Here is a 23,917-nt window from a genome sequence, read left to right on the forward strand (position 1 = left end):
TACCTTCTTGTGCCGCGCCTTCTTATGCTGCCTTGCGGCCGCGCGCGGCAAGCCACGCCTCGGTCAACTGTTCGAAGCGCGAGGCCATGTCGGCGACAGCCTCGTCATCCGACATCCTGCCGGCCAGCCACTCCTCGGCCGCATGGACGAAGATGGTGCGGCCGACGGCAAATCCCTTGACGATCGGCGCCTTGGCGGTGGCGGCGAACGCTGCTTCCAGCTCGTCCTGCGGCGCTTCCAGGCCAAGCAGCACGATGCCACGGCACCACGGATCATGCTTCAGGATCACAGCTTCGATCCTCGCCCAGGCGCCGCTCGACGCCTGCGGCTCGAGCTTCCACCAGTCCGGCTTGATGCCGAGCGCATAGAGCTCTTCCAGCGCGCGTGGAATGGTCGTGTCGTCGAGCTTGCCGTGCTTGCCGGCGATGATCTCGATGAGAAGTTCCCGGCCGACTTTCCGCGCCGCCTCGAACAGCGCGCGCAATTTCTGCTGCTGTTCTTCCTTCAAGGCCGCCGGATCGTCGGGATGGTAGAAGCACAGGCACTTGATGCAATGGTCGACCGGCCATTCCACCAGCTGCGAGCCGATGTCCTGCGAGAACTCGAAGCGCAGCGGCCGCGAGCCCGGCAATTCCACGGGACGGCCGAGCCAGGCGAAGGAATGCCCAGCGAATTCGAACATCGCCTCGCGGCCATGTTTCTCGTCGATCAGCATGCCGTAGCCGTCGCGGCCGGCGGCGACCTTCGCCGCCGCCTTGACCGCCAGAACCTTGAAATCGCGGATGCGCGCCGGATCGGCGCCGGCCTTCACCGCCACGTCCTCGAGCTGCACGCGGTGGTCGCAGGCGAGCGCCATCAGCGACGGGATATCGCGCCGGCGGGTCGTTGCCCAATGGATATGGTTGATCGCCTCGTCCTTGCGCAGCGCCCTGTATTTGCTGCCGTTCTTGAGGAAGAACTGCAGCTCCTCGAAGGTCGGATATTCCGGTGCGCACAGCAGCCGCGACACGGCGAAGGCGCCGCAGGCATTGGCCCAGGTCGCCGCCGTCGCATGGTCTTCGCCACCCAGCCAGCCGCGCAGGAAGCCGGACATGAAGGCGTCGCCGGCACCCAGCACATTGTAGATCTCGATCGGAAAACCCTTGCCGACGACACCATCCTCGAGATCGTCGCTGATCGGTCCGTCATAGACGATGCAGCCCATGGCGCCGCGCTTCAAGACGATAGTGGCCGCCGACAGCGCGCGGATCGTCTTCAGCGCGCTCAGGCAGTCGTCGGCGCCTGAGGCGATCATGATCTCTTCCTCGGTGCCGACGATGAGATCGCAATCGGGCAGCACCGTCTTCAACTGCGCCGAGACCCGGTCCGATTTGACGTAGCGCTCGAAGCCTTCGGCATGGCCGGCCAGGCCCCACAGATTGGGGCGATAGTCGATGTCGAAGACAACCTTGCCGCCCTTGGCTTTCATGATGCGGATCGCCTTGCGCTGGGCGGCGTCGCTGTTGGGGCGCGAAAAATGCGTGCCGGTGACGACGATCGAACGTGCCGAAGCGATGAAGGCCTCGTCGATGTCTTCCGGCGCCAGCGCCATGTCGGCGCAGTCCGAGCGGTAGAAGATCATCGGCGAAACGCCTTCGCTCTCGACCGAAAGCAGCACCAGGGCGGTCAGCCGCTCCTTGTCGGTCTTCAGCCCGTCGGTGTTGACGCCTTCGCGTTTCAGCTGTTCGCGGATGAAGCGGCCCATCTGCTCGTCGCCGACACGCGTCAGCAGCGCCGAACGCAAGCCGAGCCTCGCCGTGCCGACCGAAATGTTGGCCGGGCAGCCACCGACCGACTTGGCGAAGGAGGTGATGTCCTCCAGCCGCGAGCCGATCTGCTGGCCATAGAGGTCGACGGAAGCGCGACCGATGGTGATGACGTCGAGCGGCACCTGTTTGGCGTCCACGGCTTCGCTCATTGGATCCTCCCGTCAGTCTTGTTGTCAGCAACAACATTGTTTGGGTAACACGCGCGAGCGGCAGCGTGGTGCCGGGAATATGAAATAATAATTCCAATCCATAGTCAATATGGAATGAGCATTCCTTCATCTAAAATCGCCTGACCATGATCCCGAACCAAAGGACCGCGTAAGTGAAAAGTGGCTGCCGGTTTTCGGAAAAGATCATGGTCAAAGAAGAAAGGGTGTAGGCTCAGCCTTTGCGCTTGCGGCCCATATCGCGCCGCTTCTCGCCGACGCCGACGGTCAGCGCCATGGCCAGCGCCATCGTCGCCGACAGCGAACGGAAGCCGGCGAAATCCGCCTCGGCAACCTCGAACCAGACCCTGGCGAACTGGGCGAGCGGCGAAAACGAGCTGTCGGTGATGGCGACGATCGGCACGCCCTGTTCCGAAATGGTGCGTGCTTCCTCGATGGTGGCCGGCGCGTAAGGCGAGAAGGAGATGGCGATGACGGCGTCCGCGGGCGTGGCGAAGGCGATCATCTCGGCGTTCAGGCCGGCGGCCGATTCGATCAACTGGTTGCGGATCTTCAGCTTGCCCAGCGCATAGGCGATATAGGTCGCCACCGGATAGGAGCGCCGCCTGGCTAAGACATAGATGGTCTGCGCCTTTGCCAGCAGCGAAATCGCGTCTTCCAGATGCGCGTCATCCAGCGTGCGCGAAATGTCGTTGAGCGAGGTGCTGGCGGCGGCGACGAATCCGTCGAAGATTGCTCGGTGGCCGGCGGCGCCCTCGGCCTTGGCGCGCAGCGCCTGCAGCCGCTCGTCATAGGATGAGTTGCGCTCGCGCAGCCGCTCGCGGAACACCTGCTGCAGGCTGGTGAAGCCGTCGAAACCGAACTGCTGGGCAAAGCGGATCAGGGTTGAGGGCTGCACGCCGGCCGAGGCGGCGATGCTGGCGGCGGTGCCAAAGGCGATGTCGTCGGGATTGTCGAGCGCGTAGGCGGCGATCTGGGCGATGCGCTTCGGCAGGCTTTCGCGCCGGTCGAGGATGGTAGCGCGCAGCGTCTCGAAGTCGCGAGGTATCCGTTCGTCCATCGTCGGCCCGTCCAAGCTCATCCGTGAAGCGTCCTCTCTGCCCCATCATAGCGAGCCTGCGCAAGAACGCCATAAAAAATGAGGCAGACATTCCATTCTTGGAGAAAATGGACTAATTCATCCACGCAGTGCTTCAGGCAGCGGAGGAAACGGAAAATGGTCGGCGTCGGTCTTATCGGCACGGGTTTCATGGGCAAGTGTCACGCCATCGCGTGGAGTGCCGTCGGCGCCGTCTTCCCAGATGTGGCCAAGCCCAGGCTCGTCCATCTCGGTGAGGTCAATGAGGAGCTTGCCCGTCGCAAGGCCGGCGAGTTCGGCTTTGCCAAGGCCTCCGGCGACTGGCGCGCCGTCGTCGACGATCCCGAGGTCGACATCGTCTCGCTGACCACGCCCAACCAGTTCCATCCGGAAATGGCCATCGCCATTCTCCGGGCCGGCAAGCATCTGTGGTGCGAAAAGCCGATGGCGCCGAGCTTTGCCGAAGCCGAGGCGATGGCGGCAGCGGCGAAGACATCCGGCAAGGTCGCTGCCCTTGGCTACAACTATATTCAGAGCCCGGCCATCCGTCACATCGGCGCACTGCTCGACGAGAACATCATCGGCGAGGTCAACCATCTGCGCATCGAGATGGACGAGGATTTCATGGCCGATCCCGAGGCGCTGTTCTTCTGGAAGCACGAGGCCGCTTCCGGCTATGGCGCGCTCGACGATTTCGCCGTGCATCCGCTGTCGCTGGTCTCGGTCCTGTTCGGCCGCGTCGCCAGCGTCATCTGCGACATGGCCAAGCCCTATGCCGACCGCAAGCTCGCCGGCGGCGGACGCCGCGCGGTCGAGACCTACGACATCGCCAGCGTCTTGATGCATCTGGAAAACGGCATTGCCGGCACGCTCCAGGTCAACCGCTCGGCCTGGGGCCGCAAGGGCCGCATCGCCATCCAGATCTTCGGCTCCAAGGGCTCGATCCTGTTCGACCAGGAGCGGATGAACGAATTGCAGCTCTATCTCACCGCGGATCGCCCGACCGAGCAGGGCTACCGCACCATCCTGGTCGCGCCGCACCACAAGCCCTACGACGCCTTCCTGCCGGCGCCCGGCCACGGCCTGGGCTTCAACGACCTCAAGATCATCGAATGCCACGAATTGCTGACGCGGCTTGCCGGCGGGCCGGCGCGCCTCATCGAATTCGCCGAAGGTCTGGAGATTGAGCGCACCGTGCACGCCATGGCACGCTCCTTCGAGGAGAAGCGTTGGGTGGGTGTGCGGCAATAGCCGCTCACCTTAACCGCCGATGGCCGGGGTCTCCCAGCCGTCGACCCAGATCTGCCGCAGGCGGTCGCCTTCGCCCTTGAAGTGCAGCCCGGTCGCGCGGCAATCCTCGATGCGGTCGCTGCGGAAATTGCGGATGGCGTGCCGCAGCTCACACCAGGCGACGATGTTGGCGGACTCAGCGTAATAGATCAGCGCGATCGGCCGGACGATGCGTTGCGTGGTCCGGCCTGCTTCGTCGCGGTAGGAAAGATCGAGCTTCTCCTCGTCGCGGATGGCGCGGCGCACCAGCGCCAGGTCGATCGTGCCGGCCGAGGGTGCGGCAAAACCCCAGGCGTGCAGCGCATTGGCGTCCAATGTCTGGCGCAGCGGCGGCGGCACCGCGCCGGCGATCTTGCTGCTGACGCGCTTGGCCGCCTGCTTGAGCTCCTCGTCGCCCGTGCGCTCCAGCAGCGCCAGCGACAGCACGATCGCCTCCATCTCCTCGATCGAAAACATCAGCGGCGGCAGGTCGAAACCGGGGCGCAGTATGTAGCCGATGCCGCGCCCGCCTTCGATCGGCACGCGCATCGCCTGAAGTGCGGCGATGTCGCGATAGATCGATCGGATCGTCACTTCCAAACGCTCGGCGATCATGGCGGCCGTCACCGGCTGCCGCGCCAGCCGCAGGATCTGGATGATCTCGAACAGGCGTGACGCCTTGCGCATTTTCCTCACCCCGCTCCGACCGCAACTGACACACCATTGTCAGTTGGGTCGACCTATAGGACTGCCTATCGAATTGAAAATCAACAGGTTCCGCTGCGGCTTGGTGGAACGAGGCGACAGGCAACTGACATGGGTTACGCGGAAAATCTCTGGCTTTTCTTTATCCTGCTGTTCGGCATCATCGCCGTTCCGGGCATGGACATGCTGTTCGTGTTGGCCAATGCGCTGACCGGCGGCCGCGACAGGGGCCTGGCCGCGACCGGCGGCATCATGGTCGGCGGTATGGTGCACACGCTGAACGGGGCGATCGGCGTTGGCCTTCTCATGCATTTCGTGCCGATCCTGTTCAAGCCGCTGCTGATTGCCGGCGCCGCCTACATGGCCTTCATCGGCATCACGCTGATGCGCAGCTCCATCACCGTCGGTCGCGATGGGCCTGTCGGCAGCCGCTCCGCATGGAAGGCGTTTCGCCAGGGCCTGGTGACCTGCCTGATCAATCCGAAGGCCTATCTGTTCGTGCTTGCGGTCTATCCGCAGTTCCTGAAGCCGGACTACGGCCCGATCTGGGTGCAGGCGACTGTCATGGGGCTTATGACGGTGATCACGCAGGCCGCGATCTATGGTGGGCTCGCGATATCAGCCGGGCGCAGCCGCAAGCTTTTGATCGCCAATCCGCGGGCGACCATTCTGGCCGGCCGGGCGGCCGGGCTGTTGCTCTTTGCCGTCTCGGTGTTCACCGCCTGGGAAGGGCTGAGGGCGGCGTAATCTGCCCTTTGTTGGAGCATGATCTCTGGACAAACGGAAACCGTTTGTCCGAGAAAACCGGTCTCCACTTTTCGGGATCATGCTCCAGCGCCGCCCCTCCCACATCGTCATCGGATCAGGCGGCGCCCTGCCGGCTTTCCAGCATGGCGCGGCGTGCCGACCGCCGCCATTCGACGGCGCCGGCAAGGCCGTGCAGCACGGTCTCGGTGGTCGCCCAGTCGATGCAGCCGTCGGTGATGCTCTGGCCATAGACCAGCGGCTTGCCGGGCACGACGTCCTGCCGGCCGGCGACGAGATTGCTCTCGATCATCAGGCCGATGATGCGCTCGTCGCCCGCCGCCACCTGGCCGGCCACATCGGCCGCCACCTTCGGCTGGTTCTCCGGCTTCTTGGCCGAGTTGGCGTGGCTGACGTCGATCATCAGCCGCGGCGCGACACCGATGCGGGCGAGTTCGACCGAGGCCGCCTCGACGCTCGCCGCGTCATGATTGGGCTGAACGCCGCCGCGCAGGATGACGTGGCAGTCCTCATTGCCGGTGGTCGTGGCGATGCCGCTGCGCCCGCCCTTGGTCACCGCCATGAAATGATGCGGCTGGGCGGCCGATTTCACCGCCTCGCCGGCGATCCTGAGATTGCCGTCGGTGCCGTTCTTGAAGCCGACCGGGCAGGACAGGCCCGAGGCCAGCTCGCGGTGGATCTGGCTTTCGGTGGTGCGCGCGCCGATGGCGCCCCAGGCGACGAGGTCGGCAATGTATTGCGGCGTGGTCATGTCGAGGAATTCGGTCGCCGCCGGCAGGCCGAGATTGTTGACGGCCGACAGCACGTTGCGCGCCATCCGTAGCCCCTTGTCGATGTTGAAGCTGCCGTCGAGGTCGGGATCGTTGATCAGGCCTTTCCAGCCGACCGTCGTGCGCGGCTTCTCGAAATACACCCGCATCACGATCTCGAGCCGGTCGGACAGGGTCTCGCGCAGCGCCGCCAGACGGCTGGCATAGTCAACGGCCGCGACCGGATCGTGGATCGAACAAGGTCCGACGACGACAAGCAATCGGTCGTCGGTGCCGTTCAGAATAGCATGGATGGCGTTGCGTGAGGCGCTCACGGTGCGCGTCGCCGTCAGCGTGCGCGGGATCTCCCGCATCACCTGGTCCGGCGTGCTCAGTTCTCGGATTTCCTTGACCCGGAGGTCGTCTGTGGTGGTCAACACGGCTTTCTGCTCCTGTTAGGAGACCTGCCGGCTGAAACAAAAAAGCCGCCAGGTCTGGCGGCTGTTCGGATCTTGTTGCTGCAATCTTCAGATCGAGCGCAATCCTCCCGCCGCCAGCGAGCTGCTAAAGTACCAATAGGTGGCGGACAGGTGGATCATGCGGCTCATATAGTCGAAGCCGGGGCGTTTGTCACGTGCTTGATGCGAGGAGATCGGCACCGCGCAGCGGCGAGGCCAGCAGGAACTCCGCAAGTGTGCCTTTTCGCGTGGTTTTCTGACGCCATTCTTCAGCCGAGACGATAACCACGACTGGTTTGCCGTTTCTGGTGACCGTCTGCGGCGAGGACTGCGCTCGCTCAATAACTTCCGAAAACCGGGCTTTTGCCGCGGTGACAGTCCAGTTGGTATCTTTGGATCCAGATAGCATCCCATCCTCATGAGCGTTCTGACTACATGAATATGCGGGAATGGCGATGCCGCCGCAACGGGGACCTTTTGAAGCCGCGTTTCGTTGCTTGGGTGCGGAGCCGGTTACGTCCGCACCAATATTTTGGTTCGTCTCGCCGACGTATGGCCGAGCTGTTTCCGGACGTGCGGCTGACGGTCGAGACTATTCCGGCGACGACCCCGCAACACTCTGGTCGTAGTCGACCAACGACCCGGTCATGACGCCCGATTGCGGGCTGACCATGTAGCTGATCAGCCGCGCGAGCTGGTCCGGCTTGACCAACTGGCCCATCGGCTGCGCGGCCTCGGCTTTCGCCAGCCAGTCGTCCGGGGCGTCGTGCCATTTCTTCTGCACGATGTCCTCGCCCTCGGTATCCATCCAGCCCGGCAGCACGGCGTTGCAGCGGATGCGGTTGAAGCGATAGGCATTGGCGACGTTCTTGGTCAGCGTCATCAGCGCGCCCTTGCTGGTCGAATAGGGTGTCAGGAAGGACTGGCCGGCATGCGCCGACATCGACAGCACGTTGACGATCGAGCCCGGCGCCTTGCGCTCCAGGAGATGCGTGACCAGCCCCTGCATCAGGAAGAAGGGACCCCGCACATTGGTGTCGAAGATCTGGTCGAAAAGCTCTTCCGAGGTCTCGACCAGTGAGCCGCGCGCCGAGGTGGCGGCGGCGTTGACCAGCGCGTTCAGCGTGCCGAAATGCGCGAGCGCGGTCGCCACCGCGCGCTTGCAGTCCGCCACCTTCGAAACGTCGCCGCTGATGAAGATCGCGTCGACGCCGGCCTTTTTGAAGTGGGCGACCGCCTTGTCCCCCTTCTCCTGCGACCGGCCGATCAGCGCCAATGCCCGGCAGCCTTCGTCGGCCAGCGCTTCGGCGACGGCAAAGCCGATGCCTTGCGCCCCGCCGGTAACGATGGCACGTGTCTGTGAATTGCGATCGGCGGATGCGCTCATCGCTTTGCTCCTGTGGCTTGGGTCCGATTTCCGGTTCTTACTTGTCGAGACGAACGGTCTTGCCTGTCGTTGCCGACTTCAGCGCCGCATCCGCCAGCTTCAGCGCCACCAGGCCGTCGGCGCCGCTCGGCGCCGCCTTCTTGCCGGACGTCGCGGCGGCGATGAACGAGGCGATCTCGATGGCATAGGCGTCGAGATAGCGGGTCATGAAGAAGTCGTGCAGCGGCGGGCGCGTATAGCCCTTCTCATTGGCCAGTTCGATCGACACCGGCCGCTGGTTTTCCGCCGCGATCATGCCTTTCGAGCCATGCACCTCGATGCGCTGGTCGTAGCCATAGGTGGCGCGGCGCGAATTGGAGATCACGGCCTGCTTGCCGGAAGCCGTCTCCAGGATAACGCTGACGCTGTCGAAATCCCCGGCCTCGCCAATCTTCTTGTCGACCAGCACCGAAGCGTGCGCGGAGACCGCCACCGGCTCCTCGCCGAGCAGGAAGCGCGCCATGTCGAAATCATGGATGGTCATGTCGCGGAAAATGCCGCCAGAGCGCTTGATGTAGTCGATCGGCGGCGCACCCGGATCGCGCGAGGTGATGGTGACCATCTCGACCGTGCCGATGGCGCCGTCGTCGATTGCCTTGCGCACGGCGGCGAAGTGGGGGTCGAAGCGGCGATTGAAGCCGACCATCAGCGTCGCCTTGGCCTTCTCGACCACGGCCAGGCATTTCTCGACGCGCTTGACGTTCAGGTCGATCGGCTTCTCGCAGAAGATCGCTTTGCCGGCCTTGGCGAAACGCTCGATCAGATCGGCATGGGTGTCGGTCGGCGTGCAGATGACGACGGCGTCGATGTCCTTGGATTTCTCGATGGCGTCGATGGTGCGCACCTCGGCGCCATAGGCGCTCGCCAGCTCTTTTGCCGCCTTCTCGAAGGCATCGGCCACCGCCACCAGTTTTGCATCGGGGTTGGAGCCGACGGCGCGGGCGTGGACCTTGCCGATGCGGCCGGCACCGAGGAGGGCGAAACGAACAGTCATGGATATTTCCTCTGAGGGATGGGTTCGAGAGAGTTGTGTCCGCACCTTCCCGTCAGGGAAAGGCGGCTGGGGTATTTTCCTGGCGCGGCAGATCGTCCCGGAATCGGGTGACCCCTGCGCCTAGGCCGCGAGTTCCGCCTCTCCGGTCTTGGCGCCGGTGATGTAGGAGACGATGTCCTGGCCGTCGGTGTTTTCCTTGCGCAGATTGGCGACGATGCGGCCGCGCCGGAACACCACGATGCGGTCGCACAGGTCGAACACCTGTCGCATATTGTGGCTGATCAGGATCAGCGGTTCGCCATTGTCCTTCAGCGTGCGGATGATGTTTTCGACCTGCGCCGTCTCCTGCACGCCAAGGGCTGCCGTCGGCTCGTCCATGATGATCAGCTTGGAGGCGAAGGTGGCCGTCCTTGCGATCGCCACGCACTGCCGCTGGCCGCCCGACATGTGGCGGATGGTGTTGGAGAGATTGGGGATTTTCACCGCGGTGCGGACCAGCGCCGCCTCGGTTGCCTTGCGCATGTATTTGCGGTCGAGGATCGAGAACGGCCCGAGATTGAACAGCACTTTTTCGCGGCCGAGGAACAGGTTCGACGGCACGTCGAGGTCGTCTGCCAATGCCAGGTTCTGGAACACTGTCTCGATGCCCGCCGTGCGGGCCTCGATCGGGCCGGCAAAATTCACTTCCTTGCCGTCGAACCAGATCTGGCCGCTGGTGCGTTGTTCGACAGCGGTGATCTGGCGCACGAAGGTCGATTTGCCTGCGCCATTGTCGCCCATGATGGCGACATGCTCGCCCTTGCGCAGCTCGAAATTGGCGCCTTCCAGCGCGTGCACGCCGCCATAGCGCTTGGTCAGCTTTTCGGTCTTCAACACGATGTCCGACATGGTCAAGCCCTCAATGCCCGCAGGCGTTGGCGCCACTGGTCGAGAACGACCGCGCCGACGATGATCACGCCCTTGACCATCTCCTGGTAGTAGGCGTCGAGGCGCAGGAAGGTGAAGCCGGAGATGATGACGCCGAAGATCAGCGAGCCGATCACCGTGCCGATGATCGAGCCGCGGCCGCCCGACAGCGAGACGCCGCCGATGACCGCCATGGCGATGGCGTCGAGTTCGTACATCACGCCCATGCCGGCCTGGGCGGTGAGGTTCTTGGAGCAGAGCACCACGGCGGCGAGCGCGGCGAGGATGCCGGCGATGACGTAGACCAGGATCTTGTGGTTGGCGATCTTGATGCCGGACATGCGTGCGGCATCCTCATTGGAGCCAATCGCGTAACAGTGCTTTCCATATCTGGTGTAGGTCATGATCAGCTGGAACAGGATAGCCAGCGACAGGAAGATGATGACGGGCATCAGGCCCTTGCCGATCGCCGCGAAACTGTCTGTCGGGAACGAGATCGGCTGGCCCTTCGACCACCACTTGGCGATGCCACGCGCGGTCACCATCATGCCGAGCGTGGCGATGAAGGGCGGAATGCGCGTGTAGGCGATCAGGGCACCATTGACCAGGCCGGCGAGCAGACCGCAGCCGACCGCCACCAGCAGCGGCACGATGACAGGCAGGTCGGTCCAGCCTTGCGCCAGGAACATCGCCTTCGGGTTGGGATTGCCGTTGACGGTCGCCACCTGGGCGAAACTCATGGCGATCATGGCGGTCGCGCCGACGATCGAGCCCGACGACAGGTCGATGCCGCCGGTGATGATCACTTGCGTCACGCCGATGGCGATGATGCCGACGATCGACACCTGCAGGATGATGATCTGCAGGCGGGCCTCGTTGAAGATCCCCGAGACGTCGCTGCGGGTGTTGAACAGGAAACTGTCGCCGAGAAAGATGCGGCCGATCAATTCGAAGATGACGACGAGAATGACGAGCGCCAGGAAGACATTGAATTCGGCCGGCCACGCGCGCTTCTTCGCATCGTAGGTGAGCCCTCCGACGCCATGAGATGTCTGTGCCAATCTTCTATCCTCCGTCAGCCACGGTCGCGCCTCGATCGCCTTCAGGCGCCGAGGGAAGGGGGAGCGGCGCTGCCTGAGCAGCGCCGCTCTCGATATCCGCGGCTCAGTTCTTCTTCAGGAACTTGTCGATGTTCGCCGGGGTCACAAGCTGGAACGGCACATAGACCTTGTGCTCGACCTTCTCGCCCTTGGACAGTTTCAGCGCCGCGTCCAGCGCGCCTGCGCCCTGGCCGGCCGCGTCCTGGAACACGGTTACGTCGAGGTCGCCGGCCTGCATGGCGGCAAGCGCATCCTGCGTGGCGTCGACGCCGCCGACGACAACCGACTTCATGTCGATGTTGGCGGCCTTCATCGCCTGGATGGCGCCGATGGCGCTTTCGTCATTGTTGGCGATGACGCCGTCGAACTTCTTGCCGGTCGACAGCCAGTTGGTCATCAGGTTCTGCGCCTGGTCGCGATCCCAGTTCGACGTCTGCTTGTCGATGATCTTGATGAAGCTGCAGTCCGGCGTGGCGATCACCTCTTCGATATCCTTGGTGCGCTGCACGGCGGCCTGGTTGGAAAGCTCGCCCATGATCACATAGACATTGGCTTCCTTCTTGCCGGCTTCCTTGAACAGGCGGCAGACTTCCTTGGTCTCGAGCGTGCCGGAATCGGCCTCGTTCGAAGCGACGAAGGCCTGATTGTCGGGCAGCTTGTCGACATTGACCGGCTCGCGATTGACATAGACCAGCGGGATCTTGGCGGCGGCGGCAGCATCCGACATCGCCTGCGTGGCCGAGGTGTCGACCGGGTTGACGATGATGGCGTCGACGCCCGATGCGGCGAAGTTCTTGATCTGGTCGAGCTGCTTGGCGACGTCGTTCTGTGCGTCTTCGACCTGCAGCTCGACGCCGCTCATGCCCTTGGCCTGGGCGATCATCCCATTGCGCAGCACGGTGAGGAAGTTGTCGTCGAACTTGGCCATCGATACGCCGATCTTGGCGGCCAAAGCCGATGAACTCATCAGCGCCGCGAAAGCGACGCCCAAAAGCAGTTTCTTCATTTTAATCTCTCCTCCACTTTTGGTGTCCGGTTGCACCGATTTATCCGGAATCCCCGATCTCCCCGGGGAATCTCTCCCTGATATCGCTTCGCTCCGTGGGGCATTCCCTGCTTGGGCTGGAACGCCAAACCCTCTGTCTGAAACAGAGGTTCCCGGAACGAAAGAACCAAAATGTACAGTGGGTGAAATATTTATTCCATTCCAGCGGAACGTCAAGGGCGATTCCGCGGCCTGCCGCCGGATTTTCGGATCGTTCTGAGGGATTCTATCATTCTGGCGGTTGCTCCCGCCCGGAAAGCTCAGATATTTTCCGGCAGATAGATGTCGAAGGGCAGGAAGGTCTGGCCAGGCGCGTTGGCCGCGCCGGTTTCAATGGCATGCGCCATCCGATCGACCAGCTCGCGGCAGAGCGCGGCCAGCGGCGTCGAGATCACCATGGTGAGGATGTTGTCGGCGAGTGCCGCGCGCGACTCGGCGTTGATCTCGTTGCAGACCACCACCGGCATATTTACGGGCCTTGCTGCCCGCAGCGCCGAGACCGCGCCTTCCATGCCGCCGCCCGCGACGTAGCAGCCTGCAAGATCCGGATAGCGCGCCAGAAGATCGATCATCGCATCATGGGTTACCTGGTTCGCCTCCAGGTTGACCAGCGTTTCCAGCACGCTGAAGTCGGGTGCATGCTCGCGAAAGAAAGAGCGGAAGCCGATCTCGCGCAACTCGTGGCCATGGAAACGGTGGCTGCCGACGAAGAGGGCGACCTTGCCGGGCTGCCGCGCTGCTTTGGCGATCATCCAGGCCGCGGTACGACCGACCTTGCGGTTGTCGAGGCCGACATAGCCCTCGCGGATGCCGGCGGCAAAGTCCGACAGCAGCGAGAAGACCGGTTGTCCCCGCGCCTTCAACGCCTCGACCGCCGCCGTCAGGGTCGGATGGTCCGGGCCGACAACGGCGATGGCCCTCGATTTCGCCGCCAGCTTGCGCATCTGGGCCGCGATCTCGTCGGGGACCAGGGAACTGGCGAAGTCGACGGTTGCGGCGCCGCGGAACCGCTGCGACTGCGACACCGCCAGTTCGAGCTCCGCTGCGAAATCGCCGTAGAAGACATCGTTACCTCGCAAAAGCAGGAAGCCGAGCCGGTACTCCGGCAGTTCATGGCGCATCCGCTGCTTGATCAGTCCGGCCGCGTGATAGCCGATCTCGGTCGCGGTCTCATAGACGCGCCGCGCGGTCTCCTCGCGCACCGGCAGGCGATTGTTGAGCACGCGGTCCACCGTGGCGACGCTGACGCCGGAGATGCGCGCCAGATCGGATATCGTCGGCCGTTTCGCCATGATCGTCCTCGTTCGATTGCCGAACATTGATACATCATTCTGATAGGAAATGATAGAAACTATCTTTGTGAGATTGAGTCTATCACGAGCAAACGGTATTTTCAGGCTGGAAGGCATATGGGCAACCGGCATTCGCCTGGACGAGTGCCTTGCCGAGGAGGCAATCATGACAACTGCGCCGTCCCGGCGGGACTACAGCCTGATCGGCCGCGACGCCAAACTCGCCGTGGAAAACGGCCTGTCGGCGGCCGAGTGGTATCACACCGACGTGCCCCGCAAGCAGATGAAGGAGCTGATGCAGCGCTCCGACGGGCCGGCGATCCGCGATACCGCGATCTGGCTCGCCGCGCTCATCGCCAGCGGCGCCGGCGGCGCCTGGTTCTGGGGCAGTTGGTGGTGCGTGCCGTTCTTCTTCGTCTATGGCGTCCTCTACGGCTCATCCACGGATTCCCGCTGGCACGAATGCGGGCACGGCACGGCGTTCCGGACGCAGTGGATGAATGATGCGATCTATCAGATCGCCTGCTTCATGATCATGCGCAATCCGGTGACCTGGCGCTGGAGCCACACGCGCCATCACACCGACACCATCATTGTCGGCCGCGACCCCGAAATCTCGGTCATGCGGCCGCCGGACCTAGTGCGCGCGCTCCTCGGCTTTGTCGGCGTGCTCGACGCCTGGCATGCGATGTCGGACATGCTGCGCAACGCCGCCGGCAACATCAGCGCGGCCGAAAAGACCTTCATTCCCGAGCAGGAACAGGGCAAGGCGATCCGCATCGCCCGCATCTGGACGGCGATCTATGCCGCAACCATCGGCTTGGCGCTCTATTCCGGCTCCTTCCTGCCTTTGATGCTGGTCGGCCTGCCCAGGCTCTATGGCGCCTGGCATCACGTCATGGTCGGCCTGCTGCAGCATGGCGGCCTGGCCGACAATGTCATCGACCATCGGCTGAACAGCCGCACCGTCTACATGAACCCGATCAGCCGCTTCATCTACTGGAACATGAACTACCATGTGGAGCATCACATGTTCCCGATGGTGCCCTACCATGCGCTGCCGAAGCTGCACGCGCTGATCAAGCACGATCTGCCGGCGCCGACGCCGTCGATCCTGGCCGGCTACCGCGAGATGATCCCGGTCTTCCTGCGCCAGCTGCGCAACGAGGACTATTTCCTCAAGCGCGAACTGCCGCCGACCGCCATGCCGTACCGCGAGGAATTCCACGGCGATGCCGTCGCCGCCGCGGCGGAATGATCGCGGCGAATCCATTTTTTACGGGGAGTGCTGAAATGAGCGACTGGGTCGAGGCCTGTGCTGCCGACGACATCGATGAAGAGGATGTGATGCGCTTCGATCATGGCGGGCGCACCTTCGCCATCTATCGCAGCCCAGACGACGAATATTTCGCCACGGACGGGCTTTGCACGCATGAGAAGGTACACCTCGCCGACGGTCTGGTGATGGACGACATCATCGAATGCCCCAAGCACAATGGCCGCTTCAACTACAAGACCGGCGCGGCCAGGGGCGCCCCGGTCTGCGTCAACCTGAGAACCTATCCGGTCAAGGTCGACGCCGGCAAAGTCCTCGTTCAGGTCGGATGATGGAGATGGCGCGGGGAATGGTCATCATCGGCGCCGGCGAATGCGGCGGCCGGGCGGCTCTGGCGCTGCGCGATCTCGGTTATGAGGGGCCGGTGACGCTGATCGGCGACGAACCGCATCTGCCCTACGAGCGGCCGCCTCTGTCCAAGGAGGCGATGGCCAGCGATGCGCCCGAAATCAAGGCCATCGCCAGCGACGCGGTGCTGGCCGAGAGGTCGATCCGGCATATCAATTCCGTCCAGGCTGTGGCGATCGAGCGTGCGGCGCACAGGGTGCGCCTGTCCAATGGTTCGGTGCTGCCCTACGACAAGCTCCTGCTGGCCACCGGCTCGGCCCCGCGCAAACTGCCGATGCCGGGATTGGGGGCGCGCTGCGTCTATCTCCGCACCTTCGCCGATGCGCTGGCCATTCGCGCCCATCTCAGCGCCGGCAACCGTATCGCCATTGTCGGCGGCGGCTTCATTGGCCTCGAACTCGCCGCGGCGGCCCGCAAGCTCGGCGCTGCGGTCACCGTCATCGAGGCACAGCCGCGCATCCTGATGCGCGGCGTGCCGGCCGAGATCGCCGAAATCATCCATCAGGCGCACATCGCCGAAAGCGTCGACATACTGTGCGGCGACGGCATCGCCTCCATCGCCGACGACGGCAAGGAGGTGCGTGTGACGCTCGCCGGCGGGCACGAAATATCGGCCGACCTCGCAATCATCGGCATCGGCGCGGTGCCGGTGACCGGGCTCGCGGCCGAAGCCGGCCTGACTATCGACAACGGCATTGCGGTCGATGCCGAGCTGCGCAGCAGCGATCCCGACATCTTCGCCGCCGGCGACTGCTGTTCGTTCCCACTTGCAGTCTACGGCGGCCGCCGCGTGCGGCTCGAAGCCTGGCGCAATGCGCAGGAGCAAGGTGCGCTGGCGGCAAGGAATATGCTCGGCGCCGGCGAGGCGCATGCGGCCGTACCGTGGTTCTGGTCGGATCAATATGGGCTCACCCTGCAGATCGCAGGGCTTTCGGACGAAGGCAGCAGCACGGTGCGACGCGATCTCGGTGAAGGCGCCTTTATCCTGTTCCATCTGGATAAGGACGGCCGGCTCGTGGCGGCCGGCGGCATCGGCCCCGGCAATGCGGTCGCCCGCGACATCCGGCTGGCCGAAATGCTGATCGGCAAGCGCGCGAGGCCGGCACCGGAAGCACTGGGATCACAGGCCGTCAAGCTGAAGTCGCTGCTGGCGGCGTGAAACGATCTAGAACAGCGCCTTCAGCTCCGGCAGCTTGTCGTTGACCAGCCAGCCGTAATAATTCTCCTCAGGCAGTTTTTCCGGTTCGCCTGCGGCGCGACGCCTGTCGTTTTCCGCTTTCAGCGCTTCGGCGCGCTGCTCTGGATTGCCGACATTGTAGAGCGTGGCAGTCAGACCCGGATTGCCCGAAATGTCGAAGCCGGCAATGCTCTTATAGGCATCGATCGATTTCCTGATCGTCGCGGCGACATAAGGCAGAGTCAGGTCCGGATCCATGATGGTCTTGTAGACCGAATTGGGATCGCCGACATCGAGCTTCGGCAGGCCTGACACCTTGTGCACGAGATCGCTCATCTGCAGCGCTGTCAGCGGGTTGAGCTGGCCGAGCCCAAAAGTCTGGCCGGCATAATAGGGCTGGAAGAAGGTGGCGCCGAAACGGTCATCGGGAAAGTCCTCGCCGCCGACGTTCTTGCCGCGAAACGCATGGTTCCAGACCTGCTCGCGGCATTCCCAGAGGTCGTAGCTGTCCGACATCCCCGCGCATTTCTTGAATTCCGGCCGCTGCACGAAATCGGTGATGTCCTCGCCGTCATAGGCGAAGGACAGCTTGCTGGAGAGATAGGAGATCGCCTTGACGTAATAGGTCTGCAGCCGGTCATAGGCGTCGACATTGTAGGTGTGTTCGCCGACGATGGCGCCGACGATATGCATCGGATCGATGCCATAGGCGGCCGCGGCCTTCTTGATCTTGCCGCGCAGCTCGGGGTCGTTCTGCAGCAAGGCATAGACCTTGCGGTATTTCGCCTGGAAGGTGGTGCTGGTCGCCTGCGTGCGCCGGCTCGAGGCGCCGGGAATGTCGGGCTGCTCGGCATTGCGGTTTCCCGGCGGCACGAGTGTCGCTGCTTCAGCCGCAAACAGCGTCGCCGCCAGCATCAAGCCGAGAACGACCGGCCTGAGAATGATTGGGATGAATTTTTTCATGCGCCGCCGCCTAAAGGTATTGCCGCGCAAACTAGGGTAGTGCCCTGGGTCGAGTCGAGAGCCCCTTCACCCGGCAAGTCGAAAGGTGGCCAGATGGTACCATCTGGCCACACATGATTGTTCTGCCGGCTGCCTGAACCGGCACCGGATCAACCGGTGCCGTGCTTTAAAGGATGAATCGCGACAAATCTGTGTTTCGCGACAGGTCGCCGACATGCTTTTCCACATAGGCGGCGTCGATGGTGACCGACGTGCCGTTGCGGTCTGGCGCGTCATACGAAATCTCGTCCAGCACCCGCTCCATCACCGTCTGCAGTCGCCGGGCGCCGATATTCTCGACGCTGTCATTGAGGTCGACGGCAATGCCGGCCAACGAATCGATGGCGTCGTCGGTGAAGGTCAGGTCGACACCCTCGGTCTTCATCAGCGCGATATATTGCTTGATCAGGCTCGCTTCCGTCTCGGTCAGGATGCGGACGAAATCTTGCTTCTCCAAGGCCCGCAGTTCGACGCGAATCGGCAGGCGGCCCTGCAATTCCGGCAACAGGTCGGACGGCTTCGAGACGTGGAAAGCGCCCGAGGCGATGAACAATATGTGATCCGTCTTCAACGGTCCGTATTTGGTCGCCACCGTGGTGCCCTCGACCAGCGGCAGCAGGTCGCGCTGCACGCCTTCGCGCGAAGGTCCGCCGGAAATGTCGGATCTCGCCGCGATCTTGTCGATTTCGTCGAGGAAGACGATGCCGTCGTTCTCCGCGGCATCGAGCGCCCGGCGCACCACCTCGTCCTGGTCGAGCAACTTGTCGGACTCGTCGCTGACCAGGAGATCGTAAGACTCCTTCACCGTCGTCTTGCGCAGCTTGGTCTTCTTGCCACCCATCGCCTTCGACAGCATGTCGTTGATGTTCAGCACGCCGATATTGGCGCCCGGCATGCCGGGAATCTCGAATCCAGGCATGCCGCCATTGCCGGTGTCGGCCACTTCGATCTCGATTTCCTTGTCGTCCAGTTCGCCGTCGCGCAGCTTCTTGCGGAAAGAGTCGCGCGTCGCCGGGCTGGCGGTCTTGCCGACCAGCGCTTCCAGAACGCGTTCCTCGGCATTGATGTGGGCGCGCGCCTTGACGTCCTCGCGCATCTTTTCGCGGACGAGCCCGATGGCGATCTCGACGAGGTCACGGATGATCTGCTCGACGTCACGGCCGACATAGCCGACTTCTGTGAACTTGGTCGCCTCGACCTTGACGAAGGGCGCGCCGGCCAGGCGCGCCAGGCGGCGCGAGATCTCGGTCTTGCCGACGCCGGTCGGGCCGATCATCAGGATGTTCTTCGGCATCACCTCTTCGCGCATCTGGCCTTCCAGCTGCTGGCGGCGCCAGCGGTTGCGCAAGGCGATGGCCACGGCGCGCTTGGCGTCCTTCTGGCCGATGATGAAGCGGTCGAGTTCCGAAACGATTTCGCGGGGGGAGAATGTGCTCATATCACTAAATTCCACTTTGCCACTGCTTGATGGCCTCGAACGGATGCAGCAGCATGATCACGTTGAGTGTAAGATTGTCCCGGATGAGATAGCCGGTACCCAGTTCGAAGAGGATGGCGAGGCTGACGATCACCCATATAGGTAGCTTTCGCGCCATCACAAATCCCAGCACCATGGCCAGTGTGTCGGACACCGAATTGATGATGCTGTCGCCGTAATAATCGAGCGAGATGGTGCCGGCGCGGTAGCGGTCGATGATGAATGGGCTGTTTTCCAGCAATTCCCAGCCGCCCTCGATGAGGACGGCGAAGGCCAGCCGCAAGCCGATCGGCGAACGCGGAAAGAGGAACCTCGCCAGTGCGTAGAACAGGAAGCCGTGGATGATGTGCGAGAAGGTGTACCAGTCCGAAATATGCTGGGAATTCTCGGAGCTGTTCACCACGCCGTGCCACAGCTTGACATAGCCGCAGGTGCAGATCGGCGGATGGCCCATGAGATAGAGCGTCACGGCCTGGACGATGATCAGGCCGGCAACGATCAGCAGCCCCATCCGCCAGCTGTTTTCGTAGGCCGAGAGCTCTTTGTCCTCGACGGATGCAATCATGCCCTATTCCCCCTCATGCGCGTCGCCGTCTCGACCATCACAAAGCCCGTCACGCCTTCAGCGGCGGTAGCCGGCGGATCACGGCCGCCGGCAAAGTGGGTTTGACGACAATCCGCCGGATACGCTGCCAGCCAGCCCCGAACAGAATAATCAGCGCGCCGACAACGACCAGAATCAAGGCAAAAGGCGGGATACCCGTCGAATCGGAGGCTGAATTCACCAGATAATAGATACCCAGCGAGCCGAAGTAAGCCAACGTGGGAACCAGAAGCGAACGACGGTCTATGGCGAGCGCGACATAGAGGAAGCCAAGGATCAGGACCGTCAGCATGATCGTTGCATTCGCGTCCGGCGCGATATGTCCGAATACGACGTTCTGCCCGGTCGCCATGATAAAGAGCGGATGCACCAGCATAGGCGCCGAGACGACATGCAGCCAGAAAGCGCAATCGGACCAGATCTTGCGTCGATCCCTATCGTAAATGTCAAAAGCCACACCCGTTGCGAACACGATTAGGCCACAGACCAGCGGCATGTAGAGTGCCGCGTGGAGCAATTCGGGAACATCCTCAAGGCGTGGCGGCGCAATCGCACCCGTTGTCACACTGTCATACAGGATTATCGCCGTTTGCAGGAAGGCAAGCAGGGTGAAGGCGATGGCGATAGCCCCGGCAATGATGGGGACGCGAAAGCGCCAGAAATAGATCGCGGCCGCAATTATTCCTCCACCCAGGAACAGATATCCGGCCCGGGACGCCGTCTGGCGCAACGCCAGCAACTGCCAGATAGTCTCCGGCTTGCGCATGCCGAAGCCGGCCTCCACTCGTAGCGCCAGAGCGGCCAGAATGGCGGCCATGAAAATCAGGGCAAGCACGGACGACGATAATTTCATCCGGTGCTGACGCGTGACAATTTCGGCGAGCCCCCAGGCGAAAACCGCGAGGATGCCAGCGATCCAGAATGTCTGGCCTGGAAGCAAGGTGGTAAGGACAAAGAAGAAGCCGGCGTTAAGCAGAACGGTTCCCACGGTGACGAACAGATCGTTGCCGCCGCCGACCAGCCGCAGGTTTTCCTCGTCGCCCTCGTCATCGGCGCGCCCGGCCTTGGGGGCGAGCGCGCCCGCGCGTTCCATCGCCTCCAACTGATCGCGCAGGGTCTGCGAGATCAAACCTTTCGCGACTGCTTTGTCGAGTGTTCCGGCGCTGATCAATTGGGCTCCTGCGGCGCGTCTCGCGCCATCATCAACGCCGGGCCGAACTCCGATGTTCGGGTGTCAAAGGCAACAAAGCCAGCCTTTTCATAGGCCCGGATGGCCCGAGCATTGCCCGGGTCGGGGTCGATGATGACGCGCGGCACGCCTTCCTCGAACAGCTGCTCGACGAATTGCCGCATGATCGCCGAGCCGTGGCCGATGCCGACCAGCTCCGGCGGTCCGATCGACAGGTCGATGCCGAGCGTGCCGAACGGCTGGTCGGCATAGGGGTGGTCGTCTTCCAGATGCGGGTCGTAGCTCTGCAGATAGGCGATCGGCTTGCCGTCGAGTTCCACGATCAGCGGCTCGACCGAAATCGAGTCGATATGATCGCGAATCTCGGCGATTTCCGTCTCGGGGTCGTCCCACCATTCCGCGACATGCGGTTCGGCAAGCCAGCCGGCGATCATCGGCAGGTCTTTTTCCGTCACCGGCCGAAAATCGTAGAGCACGGCCTGCTCAAGCGGCATCGAGCGTTTCGACGACGAAATTGTTGTTGGTGTAGACGCAGATGTCGGAGGCGATCTGCATCGCCTTGCGGGCAATCTCCTCGGCATCCTTGTCGGTGTCCATCAGCGCCCGCGCCGCGGCCAGCGCGTAATTGCCGCCCGAACCGATGGCCATGACCCCATGTTCGGGTTCGAGCACGTCGCCGGTGCCGGTCAGCGCCAGCGAGACCGACTTGTCGGCCACCAGCATCATCGCCTCCAGCCGGCGCAGATAGCGGTCGGTGCGCCAGTCCTTGGCGAGCTCGACGCAGGCGCGCGTCAGCTGGTCGGGATATTGTTCGAGCTTGGCTTCCAGCCGTTCCAGCAGCGTGAAGGCGTCGGCGGTGGCGCCGGCGAAACCGGCGATCACATTGCCGCCCTTGCCAATGCGGCGGACCTTGCGGGCATTGCCCTTCATGATGGTCTGGCCAAGGCTGACCTGGCCGTCGCCGGCGATCACCACCTTGTTGCCCTTGCGCACCGTCACGATGGTCGTGGCGTGCATGGTCAGATTATCAGACATTTATTGGCTCCGATTCGCGCGATCCCAAAAGGCGATTGGCGCGGTACGAGTGATTTTATCGGCCATATGTATGCATGGGACCAATGATTGCAAATCGCCTCTCCGGCAAGGCCGATACCTCTGTCCGAGGCAACTGGCAATCGCCGGATCATGCTGATAGAAGGCTTTCGTTTTCAAGCCGGTGATTGTTCGAAGCTCGTCCGCGGAGCTTTGAACCCCTGAGACAAGGACAAGGTCATGGCGCCCCGTTCCGCCCAAGCCAGCCGCAAGACCAAGGAAACCGACATCTCGGTGTCGGTCCATGTCGACGGCTCGGGCAAATCCGATATCGCCACGGGCGTCGGCTTCTTCGACCACATGCTCGACCAGCTTTCGCGCCATTCGCTGATCGACATGACGGTGAGGGCCAAGGGCGACCTGCACATAGACGACCACCACACGGTCGAGGACACCGGCATCGCGCTCGGCCAGGCCTTGACCAAGGCACTGGGCGAGCGGCGCGGCATCATGCGCTATGCCTCGATCGACCTTGCCATGGACGAGACGCTGACGCGCGCGGCGATCGACGTGTCCGGCCGGCCGTTCCTGGTCTGGAACGTGTCTTTCTCGTCGCCCAAGATCGGCACCTTCGACACCGAACTGGTGCGTGAATTCTTCCAGGCGCTGGCCCAGAATGCCGGCATCACGCTGCATGTCACCAACCATTACGGCGCCAACAACCACCACATCGCCGAGACCTGCTTCAAGGCGGTGGCGCGTGCGCTGCGTGCCGCACTCGAGCCCGACCCGCGCCAGCCGGACGCGGTTCCCTCCACCAAGGGATCGTTGAAGGGATAGGCCATGGCCACCTATGTCGTGATGCAACCGCCCGGCCGTAGCGAGAAGGTCGATGCAACCGCCCTGATCCGCGACGGCTTCACCTGGCTCGGCCTGCTGGTGCCGCCGCTCTGGCTCGCCTGGCACCGGCTGTGGATCGAAGCCGGACTTGCCTTCGTCGTCATGGGCCTGCTTTCGATGGCTGGGGAAAACCTTGGCCTTGGATTGGCAAGCTCGCTGCTGTCGCTCCTGGTTTCGTTCTATGTCGGCCTGGAAGGACAGGGGCTGCGCATCGCGGCCCTTCGCCGGCGCGGCTGGCATGAATGGGGCGTGGTTCAGGCCGGGCGGCTCGGCGATGCCGACATCCGCTATGCGCTGGAGGTCGAGGGGCACGCGGAGGAAATCACGCCGCCGCCGCGCATCGTCCCCGATGCCGCCCTGGCGCGCCCGGCGCAGCCGGGCATGGCGCTGGGCCTGACCCACATACCGGGACGGCACTGACATGCGGGTAGCAATCATCGACTACGGCTCGGGCAATCTGCGCTCGGCCACCAAGGCTTTCGAGCGTGCCGCGCGCGAAGCCGGCATATCGGCCGAAATCGACCTGACGGCCGATGCCGACCGGGTGCGCAGCGCCGACCGCATCGTCCTGCCTGGCGTCGGCGCCTATGCCGACTGCGCGGCCGGCCTGCGTGCCGTCGACGGCATGTGGGAGGCGGTCGAGGACGTCGCGATCGCCAAGGGCCGGCCCTTCCTCGGCATCTGCGTCGGCATGCAGCTGATGTCTGGGCGCGGCCTGGAAAAGACCGTCACCCATGGCTTCGGCTGGATATCGGGCGACGTCAAGGAGATCACGCCCACTGATCCCGCGCTGAAGATCCCGCAGATCGGCTGGAACACGATCGAGCTCAGGCGCCAGCACCCGCTGTTTGCCGGCATCCCGACCGGGCCAGACGGGCTGCACGCCTATTTTGTCCATTCCTACCATCTCGACGCGAAAAAGCCGGACGAGGTTGTGGCCGTCGCCGACTATGGTGGTCCGGTGACGGCGACCGTCGCCCGCGACAATCTCGTTGGCACGCAGTTCCATCCCGAAAAGAGCCAGGCGCTCGGCCTGGCGCTGATCACCAATTTCCTGCGCTGGAGGCCCTAGAGCATGAGCAAGAAGGCG

At 63.3% G+C, this 23,917-nt stretch carries 25 protein-coding genes; 8 read left to right on the top strand and 17 right to left on the bottom strand.

What is annotated here, in order from left to right; all coding sequences use genetic code 11:
• Window positions 1-22 precede the first annotated feature (22 nt).
• Together iolC and FJ546_RS27660 are read right to left on the bottom strand one after the other, a co-directional pair.
• Window positions 23-1,957, bottom strand: coding sequence for a 5-dehydro-2-deoxygluconokinase (iolC, locus tag FJ546_RS27655; RefSeq protein WP_140892207.1), 1,935 nt, complete (start codon window positions 1,955-1,957; stop codon window positions 23-25).
• A gap of 232 nt (window positions 1,958-2,189) precedes the next feature.
• Window positions 2,190-3,035 carry a MurR/RpiR family transcriptional regulator gene (locus tag FJ546_RS27660; protein WP_181168117.1) on the bottom strand — a complete coding sequence of 282 codons (846 nt, stop codon included), beginning with the start codon at window positions 3,033-3,035 and terminating at the stop codon, window positions 2,190-2,192.
• A 156-nt stretch (window positions 3,036-3,191) separates the two neighbouring features.
• Here FJ546_RS27660 and FJ546_RS27665 point away from each other — a divergent pair, with 156 nt between their 5' ends.
• Entirely contained in the window at window positions 3,192-4,304 is a 1,113-nt protein-coding gene (locus FJ546_RS27665) for a Gfo/Idh/MocA family oxidoreductase (RefSeq protein ID WP_140892209.1), read from the top strand.
• Between the two features lie 9 nt (window positions 4,305-4,313).
• Here the strand turns inward: FJ546_RS27665 and FJ546_RS27670 are convergent, their stop codons facing one another.
• Complete coding sequence (locus tag FJ546_RS27670) at window positions 4,314-5,009, bottom strand: YafY family protein (protein ID WP_140892210.1); 696 nt, start codon at window positions 5,007-5,009, stop codon at window positions 4,314-4,316.
• A 129-nt stretch (window positions 5,010-5,138) separates the two neighbouring features.
• Here FJ546_RS27670 and FJ546_RS27675 point away from each other — a divergent pair, with 129 nt between their 5' ends.
• Window positions 5,139-5,774 (top strand): LysE family translocator, encoded by a 636-nt coding sequence (locus tag FJ546_RS27675; RefSeq protein ID WP_140892211.1) that lies wholly within the window; start codon window positions 5,139-5,141, stop codon window positions 5,772-5,774.
• Window positions 5,775-5,889: 115 nt separating this feature from the next.
• Here FJ546_RS27675 and FJ546_RS27680 read toward each other — a convergent pair whose 3' ends face one another.
• The 8 genes from FJ546_RS27680 to FJ546_RS27715 form a co-directional block, all read right to left on the bottom strand.
• Complete coding sequence (locus tag FJ546_RS27680; RefSeq protein ID WP_140892212.1) at window positions 5,890-6,981, bottom strand: 3-deoxy-7-phosphoheptulonate synthase; 1,092 nt, start codon at window positions 6,979-6,981, stop codon at window positions 5,890-5,892.
• Window positions 6,982-7,171: 190 nt separating this feature from the next.
• Window positions 7,172-7,408 (bottom strand): type II toxin-antitoxin system Phd/YefM family antitoxin, encoded by a 237-nt coding sequence (locus FJ546_RS27685; RefSeq protein ID WP_140892213.1) that lies wholly within the window; start codon window positions 7,406-7,408, stop codon window positions 7,172-7,174.
• Window positions 7,409-7,591: 183 nt separating this feature from the next.
• Window positions 7,592-8,386, bottom strand: coding sequence for an SDR family oxidoreductase (locus tag FJ546_RS27690; RefSeq protein WP_140892214.1), 795 nt, complete (start codon window positions 8,384-8,386; stop codon window positions 7,592-7,594).
• A gap of 37 nt (window positions 8,387-8,423) precedes the next feature.
• Window positions 8,424-9,419 (bottom strand): inositol 2-dehydrogenase, encoded by a 996-nt coding sequence (gene iolG / locus FJ546_RS27695; protein WP_010912862.1) that lies wholly within the window; start codon window positions 9,417-9,419, stop codon window positions 8,424-8,426.
• 120 nt (window positions 9,420-9,539) lie between these two features.
• Complete coding sequence (locus FJ546_RS27700) at window positions 9,540-10,307, bottom strand: ATP-binding cassette domain-containing protein (protein ID WP_140892215.1); 768 nt, start codon at window positions 10,305-10,307, stop codon at window positions 9,540-9,542.
• A gap of 2 nt (window positions 10,308-10,309) precedes the next feature.
• Window positions 10,310-11,386, bottom strand: a complete 1,077-nt coding sequence (locus tag FJ546_RS27705) for an ABC transporter permease (RefSeq protein WP_140892216.1) — start codon at window positions 11,384-11,386, stop codon at window positions 10,310-10,312.
• Between the two features lie 103 nt (window positions 11,387-11,489).
• A complete protein-coding gene (locus FJ546_RS27710; RefSeq protein WP_140892217.1) occupies window positions 11,490-12,431 on the bottom strand; it encodes a sugar ABC transporter substrate-binding protein in 942 nt (313 codons plus the stop codon).
• 299 nt (window positions 12,432-12,730) lie between these two features.
• A complete protein-coding gene (locus FJ546_RS27715; protein WP_140892218.1) occupies window positions 12,731-13,762 on the bottom strand; it encodes a LacI family DNA-binding transcriptional regulator in 1,032 nt (343 codons plus the stop codon).
• Between the two features lie 166 nt (window positions 13,763-13,928).
• On the opposite strand from FJ546_RS27715, the gene FJ546_RS27720 reads away from it, so the two are divergent.
• Genes FJ546_RS27720 through FJ546_RS27730 form a run of 3 tightly spaced genes read left to right on the top strand, consistent with a single transcriptional unit; the run spans window position 13,929 to window position 16,605 of the window.
• Window positions 13,929-15,020: a fatty acid desaturase family protein gene (locus FJ546_RS27720; RefSeq protein ID WP_140892219.1), complete on the top strand. Its 1,092-nt coding sequence runs from the start codon at window positions 13,929-13,931 to the stop codon at window positions 15,018-15,020.
• Window positions 15,021-15,055: 35 nt separating this feature from the next.
• Window positions 15,056-15,370, top strand: coding sequence for a MocE family 2Fe-2S type ferredoxin (locus tag FJ546_RS27725; RefSeq protein WP_140892220.1), 315 nt, complete (start codon window positions 15,056-15,058; stop codon window positions 15,368-15,370).
• Window positions 15,367-16,605, top strand: coding sequence for an FAD-dependent oxidoreductase (locus FJ546_RS27730; RefSeq protein WP_181168114.1), 1,239 nt, complete (start codon window positions 15,367-15,369; stop codon window positions 16,603-16,605). Before FJ546_RS27725 ends, FJ546_RS27730 begins: the two co-directional genes overlap by 4 nt.
• 6 nt (window positions 16,606-16,611) lie before the next feature.
• On the opposite strand, the gene FJ546_RS27735 is transcribed toward FJ546_RS27730, so the two are convergent.
• From FJ546_RS27735 to hslV, 6 genes are all read right to left on the bottom strand, one after another.
• Entirely contained in the window at window positions 16,612-17,586 is a 975-nt protein-coding gene (locus tag FJ546_RS27735) for a DUF1402 family protein (protein ID WP_140892222.1), read from the bottom strand.
• A 166-nt stretch (window positions 17,587-17,752) separates the two neighbouring features.
• Window positions 17,753-19,063, bottom strand: coding sequence for an ATP-dependent protease ATPase subunit HslU (gene hslU, locus FJ546_RS27740; protein ID WP_095771485.1), 1,311 nt, complete (start codon window positions 19,061-19,063; stop codon window positions 17,753-17,755).
• Between the two features lie 4 nt (window positions 19,064-19,067).
• Entirely contained in the window at window positions 19,068-19,667 is a 600-nt protein-coding gene (locus FJ546_RS27745) for a DUF2585 domain-containing protein (RefSeq protein WP_140892223.1), read from the bottom strand.
• A gap of 49 nt (window positions 19,668-19,716) precedes the next feature.
• On the bottom strand, window positions 19,717-20,877 hold the full coding sequence (locus FJ546_RS27750; protein ID WP_181168115.1) for a hypothetical protein: 1,161 nt from the start codon (window positions 20,875-20,877) through the stop codon (window positions 19,717-19,719).
• Window positions 20,874-21,389, bottom strand: a complete 516-nt coding sequence (locus FJ546_RS27755) for a GNAT family N-acetyltransferase (RefSeq protein WP_140892224.1) — start codon at window positions 21,387-21,389, stop codon at window positions 20,874-20,876. The genes FJ546_RS27750 and FJ546_RS27755 overlap by 4 nt, the downstream gene beginning before the upstream one ends.
• The gene (hslV, locus tag FJ546_RS27760; protein ID WP_019862614.1) at window positions 21,379-21,930 is read right to left on the bottom strand and encodes an ATP-dependent protease subunit HslV; all 552 of its coding nucleotides are present in this window, start codon (window positions 21,928-21,930) and stop codon (window positions 21,379-21,381) included. Before hslV ends, FJ546_RS27755 begins: the two co-directional genes overlap by 11 nt.
• A 237-nt stretch (window positions 21,931-22,167) precedes the next feature.
• On the opposite strand from hslV, the gene hisB reads away from it, so the two are divergent.
• Genes hisB through hisH form a run of 3 tightly spaced genes read left to right on the top strand, consistent with a single transcriptional unit; the run spans window position 22,168 to window position 23,899 of the window.
• Window positions 22,168-22,767: an imidazoleglycerol-phosphate dehydratase HisB gene (gene hisB, locus FJ546_RS27765; RefSeq protein WP_140892225.1), complete on the top strand. Its 600-nt coding sequence runs from the start codon at window positions 22,168-22,170 to the stop codon at window positions 22,765-22,767.
• A 3-nt stretch (window positions 22,768-22,770) separates the two neighbouring features.
• Window positions 22,771-23,247 carry a DUF2628 domain-containing protein gene (locus FJ546_RS27770; RefSeq protein WP_140892226.1) on the top strand — a complete coding sequence of 159 codons (477 nt, stop codon included), beginning with the start codon at window positions 22,771-22,773 and terminating at the stop codon, window positions 23,245-23,247.
• Between the two features lies 1 nt (window position 23,248).
• Entirely contained in the window at window positions 23,249-23,899 is a 651-nt protein-coding gene (hisH, locus tag FJ546_RS27775) for an imidazole glycerol phosphate synthase subunit HisH (RefSeq protein WP_140892227.1), read from the top strand.
• Window positions 23,900-23,917 lie beyond the last annotated feature (18 nt).

The sequence above is a fragment of the Mesorhizobium sp. B2-4-19 genome (assembly GCF_006441315.1).
Classification (GTDB): Bacteria; Pseudomonadota; Alphaproteobacteria; order Rhizobiales; family Rhizobiaceae; genus Mesorhizobium.